Here is a 23834-nt window from a genome sequence, read left to right as displayed (position 1 = left end):
GACGCCCTCGGTTCAGCCCCGCAACCCCTCCCCCAGCCTCCTCAGCCCCTCCCCGATCTCCTCCGGCGTCTGCGTCACGAAGCACAGCCGCAGCGTCGACCGGTCGGGCTCACCGGCGTAGAAGGGCGCGCCGGGGACGTACGCCACGTTGTGCCGCACCACCTTCGGGAGCAGGGCCGTCGTGTCGTACGACCCCGGCAGGCGGGCCCAGAGGAACATGCCGCCCTGCGGACGGTTCCACGTCGAGCCGTCCGGCAGTGCCTCGGCCAGCCCCGCCAGCATGGCGTCGCGGCGCTCGCGGTAGACGTCCCTGACACGGGTCACGTGGGCGTCGAGGCCGGTGAGGCAGCGGGCGGCGGCGAGCTGGTTGACGGTCGGGGTGTGCAGGTCGGCGGCCTGCTTGGCGACCGAACAGGCACGGCGCAGCGCGGCGGGAGCGCGCAGCCAGCCCAGCCGCAGCCCCGGTGCCATCACCTTGGAGAAGGAGCCGAGCAGCACCGTGCGGTCCTCGGCGCCCGGGTACGAGGCGATCCAGGGCACGCGCTCACCGTCGTAGCGGAGTTCGCCGTAGGGGTCGTCCTCGACGATCCACACCCCGCACCGGGCGGCGACCTCCGCGACGGCCGCCCTGCGCTCGGCGGGCAGGGTTCTGCCGGTCGGGTTCTGGAAGGTCGGCACGGTGTAGAAGAACTTGGGCCGCTCCCGGGCCACCAACTCCTCCAGCGCCCGCGGATCCACCCCCTCCGCGTCCCCCGGCACCGCCACGACCCGCGCTCCCGCGAGCCCGAAGGCCTGAAGTGCCGCCAGATAGCAGGGGTCTTCGACGAGGACGGTGTCGCCGGGATCCAGCAGCGCGGTGGCGAGGAGCGACAGACCCTGTTGGGAGCCGGTGGTGACGAGCAGGTCGTGGGCCCCCGTGGCCAGACCCCGCGCCGACATGCGCGCGGCGAGCCCGGCCCGCAGGCTCGGCTCGCCCTCCGTCGTGGAGTACTGCAAGGCCTGCGCCGGCGTCTCGGCGAGCACGTCCCGGAAGGCGGCCGCGATGCCCTCCCGGTCGAACAGCTCCGGGGCCGGCAGCCCGCCCGCGAAGTTGATGACCTCGGGACGGGCGGTGACGGCCAGGATCTCCCGCACGGGCGAACCCCCGACCGCCCCGGTCCGCGCGGCGAGCGGAGGCACGGCGGCGGTGTGGGCGTGGGGCGCGGGTTCGACGACGGTCATGACACGGCTCCTTCGGCTACGACGACGAGGGGGGGGTGACGGCTCGTGCCGGGCAGCCTAGAGAACTACATGTCACCTACAAGCAGGTTTCCGCGATACGGACTCACTGTTCGGCGGCGTCCCACACCGAGCCCGCGGGACACGCCATCCCCGCAGGTCAGCCACGGTCCCACCACCCGAGCGTCCCGAATTCCCGGCGGAAGGTGGCGGCCGGGCCGAGTGACCACGCAGTCTGAGGCCAGACCACCCCCCACACGGAGAGGGCAGCACCATGTCCGCGTCCGCACACCCCACCAAGCAGCCCGGTCAAACGACGCTGCACGGCAACGCCGTAAAGGGGCGCGGGGAACTGCGCGACCAACCACGACGGCGCCGCAGACGAAAGACGGCATATCGCGGCACTGCCGGCGAGGCGCCCGCGCTGCTCGCCGCCACGCTGGTGGCGATCGCCGCCCTCACGCTCACCGCGTGCGAGGACGGCGAGGGCCTGCGCGACGAGGGCCCGTCCACCCCGACCAGCCCGACCGCCACGACACCAGCGAGTCCCGCGACTCCAGCGACGCCCAAGGCGCCCCCGACGTCGGACGGACGCTGACGACAGACGACGTACGGCCGTTACTGGCGCCCCAGCTTCTGCGCCGCCTCGGTTGCCCAGTACGTGAGGATGTTGCGCGCACCCGCCCGCTTGATGCCGGTCAGGGTCTCGAAGATCGCCCGGTCCCGGTCGATCCAGCCCTTCTCGGCGGCGGCCTCGACCATCGAGTACTCGCCGGAGATCTGGTAGGCGGCGACCGGCACGTCCACGGCGTCGGCGACCCGCGCCAGGATGTCGAGGTAGGGACCGGCCGGCTTGACCATCACCATGTCGGCGCCCTCCTCCAGATCGAGGGCCAACTCCCGCAGGGCCTCCCGCGCGTTCGCCGGGTCCTGCTGATACGTCTTCCGGTCGCCCTTCAGCGAGGAGGCGACGGCCTCCCGGAAGGGCCCGTAGAAGGCGGAGGCGTACTTGGCGGTGTAGGCGAGGATGGCGACATCCTCCCGCCCGATCTGATCAAGGGCATCCCGGATGACGCCGATCTGCCCGTCCATCATCCCGCTGGGGCCCACGACATGGGCGCCGGCGTCGGCCTGCACCTGGGCCATCTCGGCGTACCGCTCGAGGGTGGCGTCGTTGTCGACGCGCCCTTGCGCGTCGAGCACCCCGCAATGCCCGTGATCGATGGTCTCGTCGAGGCACACGTCGGACATGACGAGAAGGTCGTCCCCGACCTCGGCCCGCACATCCCGGATGGCGACCTGCAGAATCCCGTCCGGATCGGTCCCCGGCGTCCCGAGCGCGTCCTTCTTGGACTCCTCCGGCACCCCGAAGAGCATGATCCCGGAGACACCGGCCTCGACGGCCTCCGCGGCGGCCTTCTTCAGGCTGTCCCGCGTGTGCTGGACCACGCCCGGCATGGCGGCGATCGGCACGGGCTCGCTGACGCCCTCGCGCACGAAGGCCGGGAGGATGAAGTCGGCGGGGTGCAGCCTGGTCTCGGCGACCATGCGCCGCATGGCGGGAGTGGTCCGCAGACGCCGCGGCCGCGTGCCGGGGAAGGATCCGTACGTCGTCATGCCCCCTACGCTACGCCCGCCCCGACAGCACCTTTGCCGACGAGCCGTCGGCACCGAGGTACGGCCCGGCTGCCCGCATGCGCCCCCTCCCGAACCGGGTCCATCCTGAACAAAAGCCCCGTACGCCAAGAGATCCCCTCCCCGAGCCGATACTTCCCCGAACGCAAGGACCCGACGGCGCGCCCCACACGCCTCGCCGCCGCCGTCCCTCCGTACGCGCACCACGGAGGACGCGATGCCCGCCACCCACCACCTCCACCAGACCCCCGACCTCTTCGCCCTCTCCGAGATCCACGGCCCGGTCCTGCGCCCCGGCGAGGACGCCTACGCCGACGAGGTCACCGGCTTCAACCTTGCCGCGCTGCACACACCGGACGTGGTGGTGGGCGCGACGGGCGTGGACGACATAGTGACGGCCCTGCGCTGGGCGGCAGCGACCAACACCCCGGTCGCGGTCCAGTCGACGGGCCACGGCGCGAACTTCCCGATCGACCACGGCCTGCTCATCAGCACGGCCCGCATGACCGAAGTACGGGTCAACCCCCAGGAGCGCCTCGCGACGGTCGCGGCCGGCGCGAAGTGGCGGCACGTCCTGGAGGCGGCGGCGCCGTACGGCCTCGGCGCGCTCTGCGGCTCGTCCACGGACGCGGGCGTGGTCGGCTACACGCTGGGCGGCGGTTTGCCGGTCCTCGGCCGGACCTACGGCTACGCGGCCGACCTGGTCCGCTCCTTCCAGGTCGCCACACCCGACGGCACGCTCCGCGAGGTGGACGCGACGCACGAGCCGGACCTCTTCTGGGCGTTGCGCGGCGGCAAGGGGAACGTAGGAGTGGTGACTTCCCTGGTCACCGAGCTGCCCGCGATCTCCCGCCTCCTCGGCGGCGGCATCTACTGCGCGGGCGAGGACGCCGAGCCACTGCTGCGCGCCTGGGCGGACTGGAGTCGCACGGTCCCGCCGGAGATGTGCAGCACGTTCAGCCTGCTGCGGCTGCCGCCCTTCCCGGAGATCCCCGAGCCGTTCCGGGGCCGGTTCTGGGCAAGGGTCTGCCTGGCCTGGACGGGCGAGACGGCAGCGGGCGAAGAACTCCTGTCCCGACTCCGCGCAGCCACGCCCCCGGTGGTGATCGACACGGTGGAGGAAATGGACTACACGGATGTGGACCGCATCTTCATGGACCCCCAGGACCCACTCCCCGCCCGCGAGTCCTGCACCCTGCTGCGCGACCTGTCCCCGGACGCGATCAGCACATTCCTCGCCCAGGTGGGCCCCGAGGCCCCCGACTGCCCGCTGCTCCTGGTCGAGATCCGCCACATGGGCGGCGCGCTGGCCCGCCCCGCCTCCGTGGAGGACGCAATCTGCGCCCGCGACGCCGAGTTTCTACTGGAAGCGGTGGGCGTCATGGCCGCACCCCCCATGGCCGAGGCGATAGAACAGGCCACCCGTTCCCTCAGTGCCGCGATGGCCCCCTACGGCACCGGCCGCACCATGGTCAACCTCCACGGCACCCCGGGCGACGAACCGGACCGCGCCCGAGCCTGGACCCCCGAGGTCTACCAACGCCTCCAACAGACAAAGTCGACCTACGACCCGGCCAACCTCCTCCGCTTCGGCCACACGGTCGAGACAACCCCGACCAGCGCATGACCCGAGCGACGGCCACCTCTCAACACCGGCCCACGCCTTCCAGCCCGCCCGGTCTCAACGCCGGCCCACATCACTCAGCCCGTCCGGCGTTTGAGGACGAGGCCCCTTCAGGGCCGAAGCGGGGGTCTGGGGGCGGCAGCCCCCAGGGACCGGGGTCGAAGGGGCAGCGCCCCTGGAGGATGGGACGGGTAGGGGCGGCGGGGGCGAAAAACCCCACCGCCGCCCACCTACGTCGTGGACCGCCGCCGCCGAGCCCCCGGCCGCCGCTCACTAGGCCGCGTCACCGGATCCCCGGCCTCCACCGCAGCCGCCCGCCGCCGCATCCCGAAGTCGGCCAACGCCTCCGCCAGCTTGTGCACAGACGGCTCCGGAGCCATGACATCCACCCGAAGCCCATGCTCCTCAGCAGTCTTCGCAGTGGCAGGCCCAATACAGGCGATCACCGTCACGTTGTGCGGCTTCCCGGCGATCCCCACCAGATTCCGCACAGTGGAAGACGACGTGAAGAGAACGGCATCGAAGCCACCCCCCTTGATCGCCTCCCGAGTCTCAGCCGGCGGCGGCGACGCCCGCACGGTCCGATAGGCCGTGACGTCATCGACCTCCCAGCCCAACTCGATCAGCCCGGCGACCAGAGTCTCCGTGGCGATATCCGCCCGCGGCAGGAACACCCGGTCGATCGGATCGAACACCGGGTCATACGGCGGCCAGTCCTCCAGCAGCCCCGCAGCCGACTGCTCCCCCGAAGGCACGAGGTCCGGCTTCACACCAAAGGCGATCAACGCCTTCGCCGTCTGCTCCCCCACCGCAGCGACCTTGATCCCGGCAAACGCCCGAGCATCAAGCCCGTACTCCTCGAACTTCTCCCGCACGGCCTTGACCGCGTTCACCGACGTGAAGGCGATCCACTCGTACCGCCCGGTGACGAGCCCCTTGACCGCCCGCTCCATCTGCTGAGGCGTCCGCGGCGGCTCAACGGCGATCGTCGGCACCTCGTGCGGCACGGCCCCGTACGACCGCAACTGGTCGGAGAGCGAAGCCGCCTGCTCCTTCGTCCGCGGCACGAGCACCCGCCACCCGAAGAGCGGCTTGGACTCGAACCACGACAACTGCTCACGCTGAGCGGCGGCGGAACGCTCACCGACCACGGCTATCACCGGCCGCCCGCCCTCCGGCGAGGGCAGCACCTTGGCCTGCTTCAGCGTCTGCGCGATGGTGCCGAGCGTCGCGGTCCACGTCCGCTGCCGAGTCGTCGTACCCGCGACCGTGACCGTCATCGGCGTATCGGGCTTACGCCCCGCCGACACCAGCTCACCCGCGGCCGCGCCCACGGAGTCCAGCGTCGTCGACACGACCACGGTCCCGTCCGACGCCCCGACCTCGGTCCAGCACCGGTCCGAAGCGGTGCGCGCGTCCACGAACCGCACATCGGCGCCCTGCGCGTCCCGCAGCGGCACCCCGGCATACGCGGGCACACCCACGGCCGTGGCGACACCGGGCACGACCTCGAACGGCACGCCCGCCGCGGCGCACGCCAGCATCTCCTCGGCGGCGTACGCGTCGAGCCCGGGATCCCCGGACACCGCACGCACGACCCGCCTGCCGCTGCGCGCGGCCTCCATGACAAGATGTGCGGCATCCCGCACCGCGGGTAGCCCAGCGGTTGTTGACGCGCCGTCAACAACCGCTAGCTGAGGCGTGCCTGTGCCCGGAGCGGGGTCCGACTGGGGACCCGTGTCCGTGTGCACTTCGGCGACACCGGCTCTGGCGTGCTGGCGTACGACGTCGAGCACCTCGTGCTCGGCGACGAGTACGTCCGCGTTCGCCAGCGCCTCGACGGCGCGCAGGGTCAGCAGTCCCGGATCCCCGGGTCCGGCACCGAGGAAGGTGACGTGCCCGTGTTCGAGGCCGGCGGGAAGGGTGGTGGGGCTCACTGTGCTCGCTCCCCCATCAGACCGGCCGCGCCCTGGGCAAGCATCTCGGTGGCGAGTTCGCGACCGAGCGCCAGCGCTTGGTCGTGCGTCTCGGGCACGGGACCGGTGGTGGACAGCTGCACCATGCGGGTGCCGTCGGTCGTGCCGACGACGCCGCGCAGGCGCATTTCCTTGACAATCTGCCCGTCGGCCAACAGGTCGGCCAACGCGCCCACGGGGGCGCTGCAACCGGCCTCCAGGGCGGCGAGCAGTGATCGCTCGGCGGTCACGGCGACCCGCGTGAACGGGTCGTCGAGTTCGCCCAGCGCGGCGACCAGGTCCGCGTTGTCCGCGGTGCACTCGATCGCCAGGGCCCCCTGGCCGGGGGCGGGCAAAACAGTGTCGACCGACAGGAAGTCGGTCACTTCCTCGATGCGGCCGATGCGGTTCAGGCCGGCCGCGGCCAGCACCACCGCATCCAGCTCACCGTCGTGCACGTACCGGATCCGCGTGTCGACGTTCCCGCGGATCGGCACCGCCTCGATGTCCAGCCCATGGCCGCGCGCATACGCGTTCAGCTGCGCCATCCGGCGCGGCGAACCCGTACCGATGCGCGCGCCGCGCGGCAGGTCGGTGAACTTCAGCGCGTCCCGCGCGACGATCACGTCGCGCGGATCCTCCCGCTGGGGAACGGCCGCGAGGATCAGGTCCTCGGGCTGTGCGGTCGGCAGGTCCTTCAGGGAGTGCACCGCGAAGTCGACCTCGCCTCGCAACAGCGCGTCCCTCAGCGCGGTGACGAACACTCCCGTGCCGCCGATCTGCGCGAGGGCCTCGCGGGAGACATCGCCGTACGTGGTGATCTCGACCAGCTCGACGGGCCGTCCGGTCACCCGGCGCACGGCGTCCGCGACCTGCCCGGACTGGGCCATGGCGAGCTTGCTGCGCCTGGTGCCGAGCCGTAGTGGCTGCTGAGTCATCGTGGGCCTCGGTTCTTCTCGGTGCTGTCCTCGGCCCGGGAGACGGAGGCCACCGTCTCCTGATCGAGGTCGAACAGGGTGCGCAACGCGTCCGCGTAGCCGGCGCCGCCGGGCTCGGCAGCGAGCTGCTTGACCCGGACGGTCGGGGCGTGCAGCAGCTTGTCGACCACGCGCCGCACGGTCTGCGTGATCTCGCTGCGGTGCTTGTCGTCGAGGCCCGGGAGGCGGCCCTCCAGCCGGGCGATCTCGCTGGCCACCACATCGGCGGCCATGGTGCGCAGCGCGACGACGGTGGGCGTGATGTGCGCGGCCCGCAGCGCCGCCCCGAAGGCCGCGACCTCGTCGGAGACGATACGGCGGACCTGGTCGACGTCGGCCGCCATCGGAGCGTCGGCGGAGGCGTCCGCCAGCGACTCGATGTCGACCAGCCGCACCCCGGCCAGCCGGTGCACGGCCGCGTCGATGTCGCGCGGCATGGCGAGGTCGAGCAGCGAGAGGACCGGCGTGAGGCGGGGCGCCTCGGCGACCGGCTCGGGCTTGCGGCGCTCGGGGATCCGGCCGACGGTGGCCACGGTCGCGGCGAGCGCGGTGATCAGCTCGGCGTCGGCCTCGGGGCTGCGCCGGGCGGCCTCCCGCCGGTCGACGGCACTGCCCGCCGCCCAGGCCGCGTGCTGCTCCAGCGTGGCCGCGTCCATACCGGCGACGGCGGCCTCCCCGAGGACAGAGAAACCTCCCTGCACGGCGGTGAGGTCCAGCGGGCAGTTCTCGTCGGCGCCGACACTGGTGGGCGGCAGCGGGGTCTGCCGTACGTCAGTGGAGTCGGCGTTCGTCCGGGGAGCCGGCGCCTTGTCGGCCGTACGGCCGCCACCCGCGCCCTCGGCGAAGGCGACCGGCCGCCCGGTACGGCCCTCCACCGCCGACGCGATCTCCTCGGCCGTGAGGACGAGGCCGGTCGCGCCGGTGCAGGAGACGGCGACGTCGGCACGTGTCAGCTCGACCGGCACCGACTCCATCGGTACCGCGCGGGCGGGCACGTCCAGGTCACCGGCCTCGGTCAGGATCTGCGCGAGGCGCTCGGCACGGTCGTAGGTGCGGTTGGCGATGACGATCTCGGCGACACCGGCACGCGCGAGCGTGGCCGCTGCGAGGGAGGACATCGAGCCGGCGCCGATGACGAGGGCCTTCTTGCCGTGGGCCCACGCCGCCACGTCCGCTCCGGCGGCCAGCTGCTCCAGGCCGAAGGTGACCAGCGACTGCCCGGCGCGGTCGATGCCGGTCTCGGAGTGGGCGCGCTTGCCGACCCGCAGGGCCTGCTGGAACAGGTCGTTCAGCAGCCGCCCGGCGCTGTGCAGCTCCTGCGCCTTGGCGAGGGAGTCCTTGATCTGCCCGAGGATCTGCCCCTCGCCGACGACCATGGAGTCGAGCCCGCAGGCCACGGAGAACAGATGGTGGACGGCCCGGTCCTCGTAATGCACATACAGATAGGGCGTGAGCTCGTCGAGCCCCACCCCGCTGTGCTGGGCGAGCAGCGTGGACAGCTCGGCGACACCGGCGTGGAACTTGTCCACGTCGGCGTACAGCTCGATGCGGTTGCAGGTGGCCAGCACGGCGGCCTCGGCGGCCGGCTCGGCGGCGACCGTGTCCTGCAGCAGCTTGATCTGGGCGTCCGCGCTCAGCGCCGCGCGCTCCAGCACGCTGACCGGGGCGCTGCGGTGGCTCAGCCCTACGACGAGGAGACTCATGCCGGCATCACGGCGGGTACGTCCCCGTCGGGCCCCTGGTCGGCGGATTCGGCGGCGTCGGTGGCTTCCTCGCGGGTCACGGCGGCGGGTGCGGTGCCGTCGGAGTGGGCCTCCTCGCCGGCCTTGCGCTGCTCGTGGAAGGCGAGGATCTGCAGCTCGATCGACAGGTCCACCTTGCGTACGTCGACGCCGTCCGGGACGGACAGCACGGTCGGCGCGAAGTTCAGGATGGAGGTGACCCCGGCGGCCACGAGCCGGTCGCACACCGGCTGGGCGGCACCGGCGGGCGTGGCGATGACGCCGATGGACACGCCGTTCTCCTGGATGATCTTCTCCAGGTCGTCGGAGTGCTGCACCGGAATCCCGGCGACAGGCTTGCCCGCCATGGCCGGATCGGCGTCGATGAGCGCGGCCACCCGGAAGCCACGGGAGGCGAACCCGCCGTAGTTGGCGAGGGCGGCGCCGAGGTTACCGATACCGACGATGACAACCGGCCAGTCCTGGGTGAGCCCCAGCTCACGGGAGATCTGGTACACGAGATACTCGACGTCGTACCCGACACCCCTCGTCCCGTAGGACCCGAGGTACGAGAAGTCCTTGCGCAGCTTCGCGGAGTTGACCCCCGCCGCGGCCGCGAGCTCCTCGGAGGAGACCGTGGGTACCGAGCGCTCCGACAGTGCGGTCAGCGCGCGGAGGTACAGCGGAAGCCGGGCGACGGTGGCCTCGGGAATCCCTCGGCTGCGAGTCGCCGTTCGGTGAGTTCGGCCAGTTGCCACGGTGCTCCTGCGGGTAGAGCGGGACTGCCGGCGGTCAGTCGTCCACAGACCGCCCCGTCGAAAGCAGGCTATGTCTTTGTGAACGCGTGCACAAAGATGGTGTCCGATTTGCCCGCCCAACGTGACCGGGCTCACGCACGCCCGGCGCACTGATATGGAACCGGCGCATTCGCACCACCGTTCCTCATCTCTTGGGGGCAAAACCGCACACTCTCCTCAACGATCCCCGCCCCCGAGACCAAGTCGCCGTCGATCCTAAGCCAGTTTCCGTCCCAGTTGGACTGGTCGGTCAGTCCTTGGGACTACTCGGTGAGGGCTTTGCGGAGGCGATCTTCGTTCACACGCCAGAAGGTGTGCTGGGCGCCGTCGACGAGGACCACGGGGATCTGCTCCCAGTACTGGTCGTGGAGTTGAGGGTCCTCGGTGATGTCCTTCTCCTCCCAGGAAACCCCGAGATCCCCACACACCTTCTCGATGACGATCTGTGCGTCATCACACAGATGGCAGCCGGGTTTGCGGATGAGCGTGACCAGCCGGTCCTGGGGCGACTTGGCCGCGCCGCGACGAAAGAGAGGGCTCATGTCAGCCATTCTCGCGCGGCGAGCCGCGGAGGGCGCCGACGGAGATCCCCAGGACCACCGGCGAACCGGAGGCCGGCGGCCCGCCGGATCGCTTCTTTAACGACACGGTCGCGGAGAGTTCACAGCGTTCAAACCTCTCGACTCCGGTTGCACCGAACAAACTGGCTATGCTCACGGTCATGGCCGCTCTCGGATGGCTCACTCCCCGTAGGCGCTCCGCCACGGCGCGGAGTGTGTTGGCAGGCGAGGCCTCTGCGGAGGCAGCGCGCAAGTCGTCGCAGGAAGCGACGGCCTCGGAGGTCCCGGAGACCTCCTCGACGGAACCGGAGTTCCCGGTACTCGGCGACGAGAAGGCCGCCGCCTTCTTCGACCTGGACAACACCGTGATGCAAGGTGCCGCCCTCTTCCACTTCGGGCGGGGCCTGTACAAGCGGAAGTTCTTCGAGACGCGCGACCTCGCCAGGTTCGCCTGGCAGCAGGCGTGGTTCCGCCTGGCGGGCGTCGAGGACCCGGAACACATGCAGGACGCACGCGACTCGGCCCTGTCGATCGTCAAGGGCCACCGGGTCTCCGAACTGATGTCGATCGGCGAGGAGATCTACGACGAGTACATGGCCGAGCGCATCTGGCCCGGCACGCGTGCACTGGCCCAGGCTCACCTGGACGCGGGCCAGAAGGTATGGCTGGTGACAGCGGCCCCCGTCGAGATCGCCCAAGTGATCGCCCGCCGCCTCGGCCTGACGGGCGCCCTGGGCACGGTGGCGGAATCGGTGGACGGCGTCTACACCGGCAAGCTGGTCGGCGAACCGCTCCACGGCCCGGCGAAGGCGGAGGCGGTCCGCGCGCTGGCATCAGCGGAGGGCCTGGACCTCTCCCGCTGCGCGGCCTACAGCGACTCCCACAACGACATCCCCATGCTCTCCCTCGTCGGCCACCCCTACGCCATCAACCCCGACACCAAACTCCGCAAACACGCCCGCCAACTGGACTGGCGCCTACGCGACTACCGCACAGGCCGAAAAGCAGCCAAGGTAGGCATCCCAGCAGCCGCCGGCGTGGGCGCGGTAGCCGGAGGCACAGCAGCGGCAATCGCCCTGCACCGACGCCGGCGGTAGTTACGGGGGCGTACCTGGGGCCGGTGCGGCTGGGGGTCGGGCGAGCCCTGCGGCTGGGACGGTAGCGCCCGAGCGGGAAGCGCACGACTGACGACGCACCGGTGTCTGCCCCCTGCCACTGAGTGGGATTACGCGCTCAGCCTGGCGGTTGGGCCGTAGCGGGCTCGGGAGTGCCCGGGTGGCGGGAGCTACGGACGCGCCGACCTCCCCTGCGGCTGGGTGGGATTGCGCCCTCAGCCTGGCGGTTAGGCGGTAGCGGGTTCGGGAGTGCCCGGGTGGCGGGAGCTACGGACGCGCCGACCTCCCCTGCGGCTGGGTGGGATTACGTGCTCAGCCCGGCAGTTAGGCGGTAGCGGGCCCGGGGGGTACCCGGGTGGCGGGAGCCTGCGGACGCGCCGACACCTCCCCTGCGGCTGAGTGGGATTACGCGCTCAGCCCGGCAGTGAGGCGGTAGCGGGCCCGGGAGTGCCCGGGTGGCGGGAGCCTGCGGACGCGCCGACACCTGCCCTGCGGCTGAGTGGGATTACGCGCTCAGCCCGGCAGTGAGGCGGTAGCGGGCCCGGGGGTACCCGGGTGGCGGGAGCGTGCGCGTGCCGACGCCTCCAACCCTGCGGCGGGCTTGTGCGGCTGAGCGGGATGCGCAGGTATGCCTGCGGCGGCCGCTGCGGCTGACCGAGGGTTCGCGCAGCGCCCACGGTTTCGTCGTGCGGCGAGGGCGACTGCGACCCTGGGGCCAGATCTCGACGCCACCGCCCCACAGCGTCCAGCCCGCCCGGCCTTTGAGGACGAGCACAACCATCCCGAACCCCCACCCACCCGCTGGGCCCTCGGCTCCCCAACGCCGGCCCGCCATCCAGCCCGTCCGGCGTTTGAGGACGAGGCCCCTTCAGGGCCGATGCGGGGGTCTGGGGGCGGCAGCCCCCAGGGACCGGGGTCGAAGGGGCAGAGCCCCTGGAGGATGGGACGGGTAGGGGCGGCGGGGGCGAGACTCCGCACGGCGCTGGATTGACCACGCCCGGTCACGCGCCCAATCCGCACTCCATACCCCCACAACCCCCTGTCCAGTCCCCTTGGCTGCACACGGCCACAACACGCCCCGGAGTCAGCCGGAACACGGACGATTTCGATCAACAACCGGTCACCCTGCGGCACTTGATCGACCGTCAATCGGTTACAGAAGAGACGCAATCGGTGATTTGAGCAACTGGGCGTAGCAGTGCCTGCACGAAGCGTTATTCTCCTCAGACGCAAACCGGTACCCCTCCGTCGCTACGACGGGTGAACGGTCCCGCACTGCACGTGATGGAAGCTCTGCCTCTGGGAGTCCCGTGTACCCACACGTCGGGGTTGACGCCTCGGGCCTGGCTACGCTGCGCGCAACGGTCCAAGACCTGTTGCGCGGCTTCGTCCCCACCGCGTACGCCGTCCCCGCCCTCGCCGTAACCACCGTGCCCGTAGGCCCGTGCTACGCGCTCGCCGACGGCAGCGCCGCCGTCGGCAGACGCGGACGCTCGGCCGGCGCGGCGACCGCTCGGCGGCCGGCCGCAGACAGCGACAGCGCTCGCATGATGGATCTCGTGGAACGCGCACAGGCCGGCGAGGCCGACGCGTTCGGACGGCTCTACGACCAGTACAGCGACACCGTTTACCGCTACATCTACTACCGGGTCGGAGGCAAGGCCACCGCCGAGGACCTCACCAGCGAGACCTTTCTGCGCGCCCTCCGACGCATCGGAACCTTCACCTGGCAGGGCCGGGACTTCGGCGCCTGGCTCGTCACCATCGCCCGCAACCTCGTCGCCGACCACTTCAAGTCCAGCCGCTTCCGGCTGGAGGTGACCACCGGTGAGATGCTCGACGCCAACGAGGTCGAGCGCTCCCCGGAGGACTCGGTCCTCGAGTCGCTCTCCAACGCCGCCCTCCTCGACGCCGTACGCCGGCTCAACCCCCAGCAGCAGGAGTGCGTCACCCTCCGTTTCCTCCAGGGCCTCTCGGTCGCCGAGACCGCCCGCGTCATGGGCAAGAACGAGGGCGCCATCAAGACCCTCCAGTACCGGGCCGTTCGCACCCTCGCCCGACTCCTCCCGGACGACGCGCGCTGAACACGCCACCCACCCCGAGCCGACACGCTCCGCAGTCACCAACTCACCGTAAGTAAAAGTCCGTTGACTTCGCGGTCCGTTCATCCGCCGTCCGTAACCCAAGTGCCGAGCCGCTCGTTGTGCGGGATGCAGGCTCCCTGTGGTCACTCCCTGGCCGACTTCGTTCACTCGATCGCGTGGATGTGGTCAGGGCGTGCAACCCTCAGGACCCCCTGGGGAGCCGACCGTCATCACGAGAGGAGGTGCCGCCAGTGATCGCGAACGTATCGGCACACCGGCGGGCGAACGCCTTCGCCCAGGCCCTGGAGGAGCTGACCGACCGGGGCTCGGCGGCCGAGCAGGCCGAGCAGCCCGATGGATCGGCACCGGCACCGGCTGCTGCGGAACAGACCGAGCAGGGGCGCCTGTTGGCCCTCACCGAGGGTCTCGGCGAGCTGCCCAAGCCCGTACTCGACCCCGAGGTCAAGGTCGTCCAGAGAGCCCAGCTCGTGGCCGCGATGGAGGCCATGCTGCAGGAGGGCACGGCGGGAGGCGAGGCGGGACCCGCCCTGCCCGAGCAGCGTTCGGACCGGGCACGGGGGGCTCATCGGGCCTCCCCGCTGGGGAAGTTGCGGCCCCGCTCACGGCTCGCCAAGGGCCTCACCGCGGGCGGGCTCAGCGTCGGTGTCGCCGCGGGAGCCTTCGGTGGAGTGGCCGCCGCGAGTTCCGACGCCCTGCCCGGTGACTCCCTCTACCCCCTCAAGCGCGGCATCGAGGACTTCAAGCTCAACGTCCTGGCCGACGGCGACGACGAGCGCGGGCGCACCTACCTCGACCAGGCCTCCACCCGGCTGAGCGAGGCTCGTCGGCTCATGGAGCGCGGCCGCGGCGGACAGCTCGACCACGAGTCGCTGGCAGAGATCCGCCGCGCCCTGTCCGGCATGCAGCACGACGCCTCAGAGGGGCATCGCCTGCTGCGCGAGGCGTACCAGCGCCACCCCGATTCCCTGGGCCCCATCCAGGCCCTCTCCGCCTTCTCCCGCTCGCACCGAGCGGCGTGGGGCAACCTCCGCGAGCGGCTTCCCCTTCAGCTCGTGGACGTCAGTACCAAGGTGTCGTCGGTGTTCGACGCCATAGACGAGGAGGTCGCCCCGCTGGAGTCCCTCCTCCCGCAGCCCCCGGCCAAGGGCGGCGAGGGCAAGCGGCGAGGCGGTTCGGGATCGACGTCGACCGGCAGCTCCGGCTCCGACCGGTCGGCCCACCCCAGCAAGGGCAGCGGCTCTTCCGGTCGCAACCAGTCCAGCAGCCCGAGCAAGTCGACCGAGGGCTCCGGCAGCGAGAGCGAGGGCCTGCTCGGCGGAAACACGGGCGGCCTGCTCGACCCGCCGAAGGACACCAGCAGTACGCCCCCGTCCACATCGACCCCGAGCACCGACCCCGCCGTCACCCTCCCCCCGCTCCTCCCGGGCCTCCTCCCCGGCCTGGGCATCGAGGGCGAGGACGCGAACTAGCCGCCGCAGAGCAGCAAGTCGTACGGCCATGGGGGCGCCCCCGTCACAGGGGGCGTCCCCATCGTCGTACGGGCGCCCCCGTCCCCGTACGTCGACGGACGCCCCCCATCCGTCGACGTACAAACGTTTCTTCCGTCAGCGTCACCCAGTCAGCGTCAGAAGAAGACCGACCGCCGCTGTACCAGCAACTTGTACAGCGTGTGCTGAATCTGCTCCCTCACCTGGTCGGTCAGGTTGAACATCAGCATCGGGTCCTCGGCTGCCTCCGGCGGATAGCCGTCCGTCGGGATCGGCTCGCCGAACTGGATCGTCCACTTCGTGGGGAGCGGGATCGCACCCAGGGGGCCCAGCCACGGGAAGGTCGGGGTGAGCGGGAAGTACGGGAAGCCCAGCAGGCGGGCCAGCGTCTTCGCGTTGCCGATCATCGGGTAGATCTCCTCGGCCCCGACGATCGAGCACGGGATGATCGGCGTGCCCCTGCGCAGGGCCGTGGAGACGAAGCCGCCACGGCCGAAGCGCTGCAGCTTGTAACGCTCGCTGAACGGCTTGCCGATGCCCTTGAAGCCCTCCGGCATCACACCGACCAACTCGCCCTCGCCCAGCAGCCGCTCGGCGTCCTCGGCACACGCCAGGGTGTGGCCCAGCTTGCGGGCGAGTTCGTTGACCACCGGCAGCATGAAGACCAGGTCCGCGGCGAGCAGGCGAAGGTGCCGGCCCGTCGGGTGGTGGTCGTGCACGGCGACCTGCATCATCAGGCCGTCCAGCGGCAGCGTGCCCGAGTGGTTGGCGACGATCAGCGCGCCGCCCTCGGTCGGGATGTTCTCGACGCCCTTCACCTCGACCCGGAAGTACTTCTCGTACACCGGGCGCAGCAGGGACATCAGGACCTGGTCGGTGAGCTCCTCGTCGTACCCGAAGTCGTCGACCTCGTAGTCCCCGGTGAGGCGGCGGCGCAGAAAGGCCAGGCCGCTCGCGATGCGCCGCTCCAGGCCGCCGTCGTCCTGCGTCTTCTGGGGCGGCTGTTCCTCACGTGTCACGGGAACATCATCCTGCGCGAAGGACCGTCCGGGGAGGGGCTGGACCTCGCGTACCAGCGCGGATTCACCGTTCTTGCGCCGGCTCCCCGCGCTCCGGCGCCGCTGCGGCCGTTGCACGGCGCTTCCGCGGGACCGGTCGTCGTCGAACGGAATGACCTTGGCGTCCGCCATCGTTGATGCGCTCCTCAGTTGGCGCTCTGCGTCGGGGGGTGTCCGCCGCCCAGGACGGGCAACGCGGCGATCCGGTCGACGGCCCCCGCAAGGGCCTCCGGCGGCAGCAGACCGGGGCCGCGGCTCCGCGCGAACTCCGCGAAGGTCTCCGCCGTCGTGAACTTCGGCTTGAATCCGAGCGTCTCTCGCATCTGGTCCGTCGCCACGACCCGGCCGTGCGTGAGCAACCGGATCTGCTCGGGCGAGAAGTCCGACATGCCCAGCGTACGCACCAGGGAGCCCGCCCAGGTGACCGCAGGCAGCAGCAGCGGCACGGTCGGGCGGCCCAGCCGCCGGGAGCACTGCGAGAGCAGCAGGACGCCGTCGCCGGCGATGTTGAAGGTGCCGCTGTTGAGCGTGCCCCGCTCCGGCTCGTGCGAGGCGATGCGCAGCACCTCGATCACGTCGTCCTCGTGCACGAACTGCAGCCGCGGGTCGTACCCGAAGACGGTCGGCAGCACGGGCAGCGAGAAGTACGAGGCGAGGGGCGTGTCGGCGCTCGGCCCGAGGATGTTGGCGAAGCGCAGCACGCACACGGCGACGTCCGGCCGCCGCCGCGCGAAGCCCCGCACATACCCCTCGACCTCCACCGCGTCCTTGGCGAAGCCGCCGCTGGGCAGGGACTTGGGCGGGGTCGTCTCGGTGAACACGGCCGGGTCGCGGGGCGCGGACCCGTAGACGTTCGTACTGGACTTGACCACGAGCCGCTTGACGGCGGGCGACTTCTGACACGCACCGAGCAGCTGCATGGTCCCGATGACGTTGGTCTCCTTGACCGTGGTCCGGCTGCCACTGCCGAGCGCGGTTCCGGTCACGTCCATGTGTACGACGGTGTCGGCGCCGCTCTCGGCCAGTACCCGCGCGATGGTGGGCTGCCGGATGTCGGCCTGGATGAAGTCGGCACCGCCCAGATGATGCTCGGGCGGGACCGCGTCCACGGCGACCACCCGGTCCACCTGTGGGTCACGCTGGATCCGTCGTACGAAACGGCCGCCCAGTTGACGGGCCACTCCGGTCACGAGCACGACCTTGCCCAAGATCAGCGCCTTCCTTCCAGCACTCGTACCCCTGCCGAGTTCCCCGTGTGCGGCCAACTTAGCGGGTCGATGTTGCGCTGTGATGACCGCCCAATGCATGAAGTGACGAGAATTCCCTGCGTACGACCAGACGGGTCACGCCTTTGTCCAGGCATACGCACAGAGTTCGCCCCCTCGCACATCACCTCGATACACGTGTGGCCCCCCACCGGGTGTGGTGGGGGGCCACAAGCACGTCGCCGCTTCCGCGGCGTCGCTTACTTCTTGTTGCGACGCTGAACGCGCGTGCGCTTGAGCAGCTTGCGGTGCTTCTTCTTGGCCATCCGCTTGCGCCGCTTCTTGATAACAGAGCCCACGACTACCCTCGCTCACTTCTCATCACTCGGTGTTTGGGCGCCATGGGCCCACACGACCTACGAGGGGCTAGCCTACCCGCCCGAGCGCTGAGGTCGTAATCGAGGGGGACGGAAGGGAATCCCGAACAGCCCTGAGGATCCCCTTCGCCCACTGCCGTCAGGCGGTTTCCACCCCCACATAACTCTCGCGGAGGTACTCGTGAACCGCTTGCTCCGGGACGCGGAAGGACCGCCCCACCCGGATCGCGGGCAGATGACCGCTGTGCACCAGCCGGTACACGGTCATCTTCGACACTCGCATCACCGAGGCGACTTCCGCCACGGTAAGGAACTGAACCTCGTTCAGAGGCCTCTCGCCAGCTGCAGCCATGACACACCTGAACCTTCCGCACTCGACGGCCACCGGCTTCCCCTTCCGGTGACTCTTCGTCGCTGCGTGCTCACTCCCCAATGTAGGGGCGGGTGATGCGAGTGGGGAAGAGGTGCACCCATCGGCGGCCTACTGTGACAGACACGCTCGATTGAGTACGTAGCGGGTAAGCGGCCGGTAGTAAACAGACCGCACAGCGTCATCAACCGGAACGACGGCGGACACAACCCCCTCCGCCTCCCCCACAAAGAGCGCGGGGTCATTCGTATCGGCGAGACCAATGGCCTCAAACCCCAGCTGACCTGCCCCGCAGACCCACCCGTGGTCCCCGATCACCAGCTCCGGCAGCGGGCCGCCGGCCTCCGCGGCGGCGGCGAGCGCGGTACGAACCGGGAGGGGCGAATGGGTGTGTGCGCCGGTCTCACGCCCGGTGCACGGAGCGCCGGGTTCCCGCACCAACGCGACTCCTCGTACGTAGTCAAGGTTGTACGTGCGTAGGCCGAACCGGGTCGTTATGTCGACACAGCGACCATGCGCGGGGGTGAGGACGGCACACCCCGCCGCCGACAACGCGTCCGCCAAGGCGGCGTAGAAACCGAGCAGACGATGGGGGTGCCCGGTACCGAGCAGCACGGGCGCGCCGCGCTGGGCGGCAGCACCGATCCGATCGGCAAAGGCGTCCAGACCTCTCAAAGTCCGCCCAGGATCGATCACATCAAGTCCGGAAGTGCACGCCGGATCGGCCGAAACCCCACACTTGTCCGCCATCAACTCGATCAGATCCCGCTGCCGCCAGCTCAACTCGGGATCCAGCCCCATGAGCACCCGCGGATCACGAGCAGCGAAAAGCCGATAACTCCTGAGACTCTCCTCCCGAGAGGTAGCCACAGCCCCGGCAAGCCGAACGGCCAGGAGATGCGCCCGAAGGGCTCCGGTACTCACCACGTCAGCGATGCTGACGGAGGGAACGGCACGGGGGCGTGGGAACGGGGAAACACCGCACAGTTGGGCTAATGCGCCCAGCCCCGCACCGACCCGCACGGGACGCTCACGCCACCCCCGGCCACTCTTGACACCGAATCGCATCTTTCAGCCCGCCCGGCGTCCGAGGACGAGGCGCCGCCATCCCGAGCCCCCACCCACCCGCAGGAGCCAGCCACCTCTGGACGCCGGTCCGCATCATCCAACCCGCCCGGCGTTCGAGGACGAGGCGCCACCATCCCGAGCCCCCACCCACCCGCAGAAGCCAGCCACCTCTCGACGCCGGTCCGCACCATTCAGCCCGTCCGGCGTTTGAGGACAAGGCCCCTTCAGGGCCGACGGGGGTCCAGGGGGCGGAGCCCCCTGGCGGGGTCGAAGGGGCGGAGCCCCTTCAGGATGGGACGGGTAGGGGCGGCGGGGCGAGAAATCCCGACCGCACCCCCACCTACGCCAACAACCCCCGCAACGGAAACACCGCCTTACGAGTAGCCAGCACCGCCTGATCCAGCCGATCCGCAGGGTCGTACCCCGCCTCCCACCCGGCCCACCCCACCGGCCACCGCCCATCAGTCATCCGCACCGGCCCCAACTGCCGAGTCCGCGCAAAAACCTCCTGCCGCCACCCCTCCGGAATCATCAGCTCCGGCTCAATCGGCCGCCCCGCCGCAATCCCCACCAGATGCGTCCACGACCGCGGCACAACCTCCACCACGGCGTATCCACCCCCACCCAGCGCGACCCACTTCCCCCCGGAGTACTCGTGCGCCAGCTCGTGGCAGGCCACCTGCACAGCCCGCTGCGCATCCAACGACACCGCAAGATGAGCCAGCGGATCCTCGAAGTGCGTATCGGCACCGTGCTGAGTCACCAGCACCTGCGGCCGAAAGTCGGCGATCAGCTCCGGCACCACGGCATGGAACGCCCGCAACCACCCCGCATCCCCGGTCCCGGCCGGCAACGCCACATTCACAGCCGTACCCTCCGCGGACTCGCCCCCGGTCTCCTCCGGCCACCCGGTCTGCGGGAACAACGTCCGCGGATGCTCATGCAGCGAGATCGTCAGAACCCGCGGATCCTCCCAGAACGCCGCCTGCACACCATCCCCGTGATGCACATCCACATCGATGTACGCGACCCGCTCGGCCCCCAGCTCCAACAGCCGGGCAATGGCCAGCGAGGCGTCGTTGTAGATACAGAACCCCGACGCGCCCCCAGGCATCGCATGGTGCAGCCCGCCCGCGAAGTTCACCGCATGCAGCGCCTCGCCCCGCCACACGGCCTCCGCGGCCCCTACCGACTGCCCCGCGATGAGCGCGGACACCTCATGCATCCCGGCAAACGCGGGATCATCCATCGTCCCGAGCCCATACGACTGATCCGCCGCCCCGGGATCTGCTGAGGCCGCCTTCACGGCCTCGATGTAGTCCTCCCGGTGGACCAGCCGCAACGTCGACTCACCGGCCGGCTGCGCCGCCACGACGTCGACGTCCTTGTCCAGCCCGAAGGCATCGACGAGCCTCCTGGTCAGGGCGAGCCGGACCGGGTCCATCGGATGGTCCCGGCCGAAGTCATAGCCCGTTACTGCCTCGTCCCACATCAGCTGTGCGCGGCCGCTCATGCCCGCCACCGTATCGGTCCGGTTGAGCGGCGAACGACCGGGCGTACACAAGCGTCACCAGCACCAACACCATCGGCACAAGCATGGCCCCGCGATAGTTCCACGCATCACCCAGCGCCCCCACCAAGGGCGAACCGATCAAAAACCCCACGTAATTGAACACATTGAGCCGCGCGATAGCCGCATCCGAAGCCCCAGGACCGTACTTCTCAGAAGCGAGCCGCCCGGCCGCCGCGAACGTCTGTGGCACCAGCACACACAACCCCACCCCGAGCAGCGTGAATCCCAGCATCCCGACCCACGCCCCCGGCGCCCCGGCCACGACCGCGAACCCCCCGGCGGCCACCAGCGCCCCCATCCGCACCACAGCGACAGCCCCGAACCGCCGCACCCCGAAGTCCCCGAGGGCCCGTCCCAACAGGGTGGTGACCATATAGACGTTGTACGGCACGGTCGCCAGCTGCTCCGAACTCCCCAACACGTCCTGCAGATACTTCGCGCTCCAGTTGGAGACGGTCGAGTCCCCGATGTACGCGAAGGTCATCACAAGACAGAACGGCAGCAGCACCTTGAAGACGACAGGCCCGCGCTCCCCCGACTCCCCTGACACCTCCGCCCCGGCATCGCCCCCGCCGCCCTCGCCACTCCCGTCGACGTACCACCGACTCCCCACCAGCGCGGCCGGCAACAACACCACCACGACCGGCAGATACGACACGACCAGCGCCAGCTCCCAGTGCGCCCCCACCCAGGCCAGCGAGGCCCCCACGATCCCGCCCAGGCTGTACGCGGCGTGAAAGCTGAGCATGATGCTGCGCCCGTACGACCGCTGCAGACTCACCCCGAGCATGTTCATCGAGGCGTCGAGCGCGCCCACGGCCAACCCGAACGCGGCGAGCGCCACCCCCAGCTCGACCATCCGCTCCCCCGCCCCGACCCCGAGCAGCGCCAGGAGCACGACAGGCTGGGACCACCGCAGCAGCCGACTCGGCGGTACGCGCCGCACCAGCCGCTCGGTCGCCACACTCCCCACGCCGGCCAGGATCGGTACGGCGGCGAGGAAGGCGGGCAGCAGCGCGTCGGAGACCCCGTACCGGTCCTGAATGGCCGGAATCCGGGTCACGAGCAGCGCGAAGGCGACACCCTGAGCGAAGAAGCTGAACGCCAACGAGGCCCTACCGCGCCGCAGCACATCAGTCATGGCGGCGAGCGTAGGGCCCCGGCCTACCCGTGGGTAGATCCAGCCAAAGGTGAATTTCCCTCAGCTCTGCCGACGACCACCTCAGGCGGCGACTGCCACCTCGGACCGCGCGGCGGTCTCCACCGCCTTCACCTCCGCGCCGAGCAGCCGCGCCATGGGCACGGCGGCGATCGTGCGGCTGACCACGAAGGCCAGCGCCATGGAACCGATCAGGATGACGGACCCGAGCCAGACCATGGTGTCCACGGGCACCGTGTAGGCACCGACGACCCGCACCACGCACTCCGCAAGCAGGACGACACCCCACACCACCGAGAAGACCCGCTCCGACCGCAGAAACGCAGCCGAGCCGGCCGCGGACCCGCCCGCCAGCCGCTCCCAGGCGGCCTGCCTGGCCGGGTCGCCCTGCACCAGGAAGGGCTTGAACCCCTCGGTCATCATCGGCCGGCCCAGCGCCACCGACACCAGGATCGCGATGCCGATCGTGCTGCTGACGCCGCTGTCCTTGGCGAGCATCAGCCGCGGGTCCCCGGAGACGAAACTGAGCAGCAGCGACACCACGTTCACGACGAGGATGAGGACGGCGAGCCCGTTGGTCTTCCGTTCCTTGACCGCGCACCACACCGTCCGCAGGGCCGGCACCACACTGCTCAGGGCGAGCGCCATGAACGTGCTCGTCCCGAATGCCTCCTTGAAGAGGTAGTACGACCCGACGGGCACGGCCACGTCCACGATCAGCGGCCCGAAGGTGTTCCGATTGCTCGTCCGCTCGCCCGACTGTTCGCCCGACTTCATGCTCGTCCTCGTCGTCATGCCCTCAGCTTCTCGCCCGGCCGAGGTCGGCCAGTAGAAACGATCGTCCGGAGCTCGGCATGACAAATGTCAGACGAGCAGGTCGATCAACTCCCGCATGTCGGAGAAGAGTTCAGTGGCACCGCCGAGCTTGTCGGCAGGCGTCATCGCGGTGAACCCGTACACATCCATCCCGGCGGCGACAGCGGCCTGGACCCCCAGCGGACTGTCCTCGACGACAACACACCGCTCCGGAGCGACCCCCATCCGCTCGGCGGCATACAGAAACAGATCCGGCGCCGGCTTCCCCCGCCCCACATCCTGCGAACTGAAGATCCGCCCGTCCTCGAACCACCGCTCCAGCCCGGTCGCCCGATGCCCCACCCGGATCCGCTCATGACTCCCGGAAGACGCCACACAGTACGGAAGCCCGTCCGCGGCCAGCTTCTCCAGTACGTCCCCGACACCGGCCACCGGCTGCAACTCCCGCTCGAACGCGGCGAACACCCGCGCATGGAAGACATCGTCGAACTCCTCCGGCAACCGCCGCCCGCTCCGCTCCAGGACGAGGTCATGGATCCGGTGCATGGCGGAGCCCATGTAGTCCCGGATCGAGTCCTCGTAAGTGGTCGGATGCCCGAGCTCGGTCAGATAGGCGGCGAGATGCCGGTTGGAGATCGGCTCACTGTCGACGAGAACACCGTCATTGTCGAAGATCACGAGGTCGTGGCGCATATTCATGAGCCTAAACGCAGAAAACCCCCGTGCCGAATGGCACGGGGGTTTTCTCAAGATTTGTTCGGCGGTGTCCTACTCTCCCACAGGGTCCCCCCTGCAGTACCATCGGCGCTGTAAGGCTTAGCTTCCGGGTTCGGAATGTAACCGGGCGTTTCCCTCACGCTATGACCACCGAAACTCTATGAAGTTAGACCGGACACAACACGGTCGTTGCCTCAGAACTAACACAGTGGACGCGAGCCTCTATGGACAAGCCCTCGGCCTATTAGTACCGGTCACCTCCACACGTTACCGTGCTTCCAGATCCGGCCTATCAAC

The 23834-nt window shown here is 70.1% G+C and carries 21 protein-coding genes and 1 rRNA gene; 5 read left to right on the top strand and 17 right to left on the bottom strand.

Going from position 1 to position 23834, the window contains the following annotated elements; genetic code table 11:
- Positions 1 to 12: 12 nt before the first annotated feature.
- Positions 13 to 1221, bottom strand: coding sequence for an aminotransferase-like domain-containing protein (locus tag ACZ7L6_RS23290; RefSeq protein WP_471926874.1), 1209 nt, complete (start codon positions 1219 to 1221; stop codon positions 13 to 15).
- A gap of 271 nt (positions 1222 to 1492) precedes the next feature.
- On the opposite strand from ACZ7L6_RS23290, the gene ACZ7L6_RS23285 reads away from it, so the two are divergent.
- The gene (locus tag ACZ7L6_RS23285) at positions 1493 to 1816 is read left to right on the top strand and encodes a hypothetical protein (RefSeq protein ID WP_471926872.1); all 324 of its coding nucleotides are present in this window, start codon (positions 1493 to 1495) and stop codon (positions 1814 to 1816) included.
- A gap of 20 nt (positions 1817 to 1836) precedes the next feature.
- Here ACZ7L6_RS23285 and hemB read toward each other — a convergent pair whose 3' ends face one another.
- Positions 1837 to 2835, bottom strand: coding sequence for a porphobilinogen synthase (hemB, locus tag ACZ7L6_RS23280; RefSeq protein ID WP_471926870.1), 999 nt, complete (start codon positions 2833 to 2835; stop codon positions 1837 to 1839).
- A gap of 235 nt (positions 2836 to 3070) precedes the next feature.
- Here hemB and ACZ7L6_RS23275 point away from each other — a divergent pair, with 235 nt between their 5' ends.
- A complete protein-coding gene (locus ACZ7L6_RS23275) occupies positions 3071 to 4480 on the top strand; it encodes an FAD-binding oxidoreductase (protein WP_471926868.1) in 1410 nt (469 codons plus the stop codon).
- Positions 4481 to 4707: 227 nt separating this feature from the next.
- Here the strand turns inward: ACZ7L6_RS23275 and ACZ7L6_RS23270 are convergent, their stop codons facing one another.
- The 5 genes from ACZ7L6_RS23270 to ACZ7L6_RS23250 form a co-directional block, all read right to left on the bottom strand.
- Positions 4708 to 6414 (bottom strand): bifunctional uroporphyrinogen-III C-methyltransferase/uroporphyrinogen-III synthase, encoded by a 1707-nt coding sequence (locus ACZ7L6_RS23270; protein WP_471926866.1) that lies wholly within the window; start codon positions 6412 to 6414, stop codon positions 4708 to 4710.
- Complete coding sequence (hemC, locus tag ACZ7L6_RS23265; protein ID WP_471926864.1) at positions 6411 to 7370, bottom strand: hydroxymethylbilane synthase; 960 nt, start codon at positions 7368 to 7370, stop codon at positions 6411 to 6413. Before hemC ends, ACZ7L6_RS23270 begins: the two co-directional genes overlap by 4 nt.
- Entirely contained in the window at positions 7367 to 9112 is a 1746-nt protein-coding gene (locus ACZ7L6_RS23260; protein WP_471926862.1) for a glutamyl-tRNA reductase, read from the bottom strand. The genes hemC and ACZ7L6_RS23260 overlap by 4 nt, the downstream gene beginning before the upstream one ends.
- Positions 9109 to 9888: a redox-sensing transcriptional repressor Rex gene (locus ACZ7L6_RS23255; RefSeq protein WP_471926860.1), complete on the bottom strand. Its 780-nt coding sequence runs from the start codon at positions 9886 to 9888 to the stop codon at positions 9109 to 9111. Before ACZ7L6_RS23255 ends, ACZ7L6_RS23260 begins: the two co-directional genes overlap by 4 nt.
- Positions 9889 to 10190: 302 nt before the next feature.
- Positions 10191 to 10478 carry a glutaredoxin family protein gene (locus ACZ7L6_RS23250; RefSeq protein ID WP_471926858.1) on the bottom strand — a complete coding sequence of 96 codons (288 nt, stop codon included), beginning with the start codon at positions 10476 to 10478 and terminating at the stop codon, positions 10191 to 10193.
- 170 nt (positions 10479 to 10648) lie between these two features.
- On the opposite strand from ACZ7L6_RS23250, the gene ACZ7L6_RS23245 reads away from it, so the two are divergent.
- The 3 genes from ACZ7L6_RS23245 (at position 10649) to ACZ7L6_RS23235 (ending at position 15176) form a co-directional block, all read left to right on the top strand.
- Positions 10649 to 11584 (top strand): HAD family hydrolase, encoded by a 936-nt coding sequence (locus tag ACZ7L6_RS23245; RefSeq protein ID WP_471926856.1) that lies wholly within the window; start codon positions 10649 to 10651, stop codon positions 11582 to 11584.
- A gap of 1328 nt (positions 11585 to 12912) precedes the next feature.
- A complete protein-coding gene (locus ACZ7L6_RS23240) occupies positions 12913 to 13686 on the top strand; it encodes an ECF subfamily RNA polymerase sigma factor, BldN family (protein WP_433045185.1) in 774 nt (257 codons plus the stop codon).
- Between the two features lie 251 nt (positions 13687 to 13937).
- Positions 13938 to 15176 (top strand): DUF5667 domain-containing protein, encoded by a 1239-nt coding sequence (locus ACZ7L6_RS23235; protein WP_471926853.1) that lies wholly within the window; start codon positions 13938 to 13940, stop codon positions 15174 to 15176.
- A 155-nt stretch (positions 15177 to 15331) separates the two neighbouring features.
- On the opposite strand, the gene ACZ7L6_RS23230 is transcribed toward ACZ7L6_RS23235, so the two are convergent.
- The 10 genes from ACZ7L6_RS23230 to rrf all read right to left on the bottom strand — a co-directional run bounded on the left by ACZ7L6_RS23230 (position 15332) and on the right by rrf (position 23692).
- Positions 15332 to 16384: a lysophospholipid acyltransferase family protein gene (locus ACZ7L6_RS23230; protein ID WP_471926851.1), complete on the bottom strand. Its 1053-nt coding sequence runs from the start codon at positions 16382 to 16384 to the stop codon at positions 15332 to 15334.
- Positions 16385 to 16398: 14 nt separating this feature from the next.
- Positions 16399 to 17460, bottom strand: a complete 1062-nt coding sequence (locus ACZ7L6_RS23225; protein WP_433045179.1) for an NAD-dependent epimerase/dehydratase family protein — start codon at positions 17458 to 17460, stop codon at positions 16399 to 16401.
- A gap of 257 nt (positions 17461 to 17717) precedes the next feature.
- Positions 17718 to 17816 (bottom strand): 30S ribosomal protein bS22, encoded by a 99-nt coding sequence (locus ACZ7L6_RS23220; protein WP_003948845.1) that lies wholly within the window; start codon positions 17814 to 17816, stop codon positions 17718 to 17720.
- 157 nt (positions 17817 to 17973) lie between these two features.
- Positions 17974 to 18186: a helix-turn-helix domain-containing protein gene (locus tag ACZ7L6_RS23215; RefSeq protein WP_004984898.1), complete on the bottom strand. Its 213-nt coding sequence runs from the start codon at positions 18184 to 18186 to the stop codon at positions 17974 to 17976.
- A 129-nt stretch (positions 18187 to 18315) separates the two neighbouring features.
- Positions 18316 to 19131 (bottom strand): phosphatase, encoded by an 816-nt coding sequence (locus ACZ7L6_RS23210; RefSeq protein WP_471926849.1) that lies wholly within the window; start codon positions 19129 to 19131, stop codon positions 18316 to 18318.
- A gap of 481 nt (positions 19132 to 19612) precedes the next feature.
- Positions 19613 to 20785 carry an acetoin utilization protein AcuC gene (locus ACZ7L6_RS23205; protein WP_471926847.1) on the bottom strand — a complete coding sequence of 391 codons (1173 nt, stop codon included), beginning with the start codon at positions 20783 to 20785 and terminating at the stop codon, positions 19613 to 19615.
- Positions 20736 to 21986: an MFS transporter gene (locus ACZ7L6_RS23200; RefSeq protein ID WP_471926845.1), complete on the bottom strand. Its 1251-nt coding sequence runs from the start codon at positions 21984 to 21986 to the stop codon at positions 20736 to 20738. Before ACZ7L6_RS23200 ends, ACZ7L6_RS23205 begins: the two co-directional genes overlap by 50 nt.
- Positions 21987 to 22067: 81 nt before the next feature.
- Positions 22068 to 22799 (bottom strand): VC0807 family protein, encoded by a 732-nt coding sequence (locus ACZ7L6_RS23195; RefSeq protein WP_471926843.1) that lies wholly within the window; start codon positions 22797 to 22799, stop codon positions 22068 to 22070.
- Positions 22800 to 22868: 69 nt separating this feature from the next.
- Positions 22869 to 23513 (bottom strand): HAD family hydrolase, encoded by a 645-nt coding sequence (locus ACZ7L6_RS23190; protein WP_471926841.1) that lies wholly within the window; start codon positions 23511 to 23513, stop codon positions 22869 to 22871.
- A 62-nt stretch (positions 23514 to 23575) separates the two neighbouring features.
- Positions 23576 to 23692: ribosomal RNA gene (gene rrf, locus ACZ7L6_RS23185) — 5S ribosomal RNA — on the bottom strand.
- Positions 23693 to 23834: the final 142 nt, after the last annotated feature.

It is taken from the genome of Streptomyces sp. NPDC107522, assembly GCF_055657525.1.
Note: the sequence above shows the minus strand (reverse complement) of the source record. Positions and strands in the feature narration are given on the sequence as shown.

Excerpts from the sequence above, each read along its gene's own strand:
- ACZ7L6_RS23290 (WP_471926874.1), bottom strand. The coding sequence starts at position 1,221 with ATGACCGTCGTCGAACCCGCGCCCCACGCCCACACCGCCGCCGTGCCT.
- ACZ7L6_RS23285 (WP_471926872.1), top strand. The coding sequence starts at position 1,493 with ATGTCCGCGTCCGCACACCCCACCAAGCAGCCCGGTCAAACGACGCTG.
- hemB (WP_471926870.1), bottom strand. The coding sequence starts at position 2,835 with ATGACGACGTACGGATCCTTCCCCGGCACGCGGCCGCGGCGTCTGCGG.
- ACZ7L6_RS23275 (WP_471926868.1), top strand. The coding sequence starts at position 3,071 with ATGCCCGCCACCCACCACCTCCACCAGACCCCCGACCTCTTCGCCCTC.
- hemC (WP_471926864.1), bottom strand. The coding sequence starts at position 7,370 with ATGACTCAGCAGCCACTACGGCTCGGCACCAGGCGCAGCAAGCTCGCC.
- ACZ7L6_RS23260 (WP_471926862.1), bottom strand. The coding sequence starts at position 9,112 with ATGAGTCTCCTCGTCGTAGGGCTGAGCCACCGCAGCGCCCCGGTCAGC.
- ACZ7L6_RS23250 (WP_471926858.1), bottom strand. The coding sequence starts at position 10,478 with ATGGCTGACATGAGCCCTCTCTTTCGTCGCGGCGCGGCCAAGTCGCCC.
- ACZ7L6_RS23245 (WP_471926856.1), top strand. The coding sequence starts at position 10,649 with ATGGCCGCTCTCGGATGGCTCACTCCCCGTAGGCGCTCCGCCACGGCG.
- ACZ7L6_RS23230 (WP_471926851.1), bottom strand. The coding sequence starts at position 16,384 with ATGGCGGACGCCAAGGTCATTCCGTTCGACGACGACCGGTCCCGCGGA.
- ACZ7L6_RS23215 (WP_004984898.1), bottom strand. The coding sequence starts at position 18,186 with ATGGCTGCAGCTGGCGAGAGGCCTCTGAACGAGGTTCAGTTCCTTACC.
- ACZ7L6_RS23205 (WP_471926847.1), bottom strand. The coding sequence starts at position 20,785 with ATGAGCGGCCGCGCACAGCTGATGTGGGACGAGGCAGTAACGGGCTAT.
- ACZ7L6_RS23200 (WP_471926845.1), bottom strand. The coding sequence starts at position 21,986 with ATGACTGATGTGCTGCGGCGCGGTAGGGCCTCGTTGGCGTTCAGCTTC.
- ACZ7L6_RS23195 (WP_471926843.1), bottom strand. The coding sequence starts at position 22,799 with ATGACGACGAGGACGAGCATGAAGTCGGGCGAACAGTCGGGCGAGCGG.
- ACZ7L6_RS23190 (WP_471926841.1), bottom strand. The coding sequence starts at position 23,513 with ATGCGCCACGACCTCGTGATCTTCGACAATGACGGTGTTCTCGTCGAC.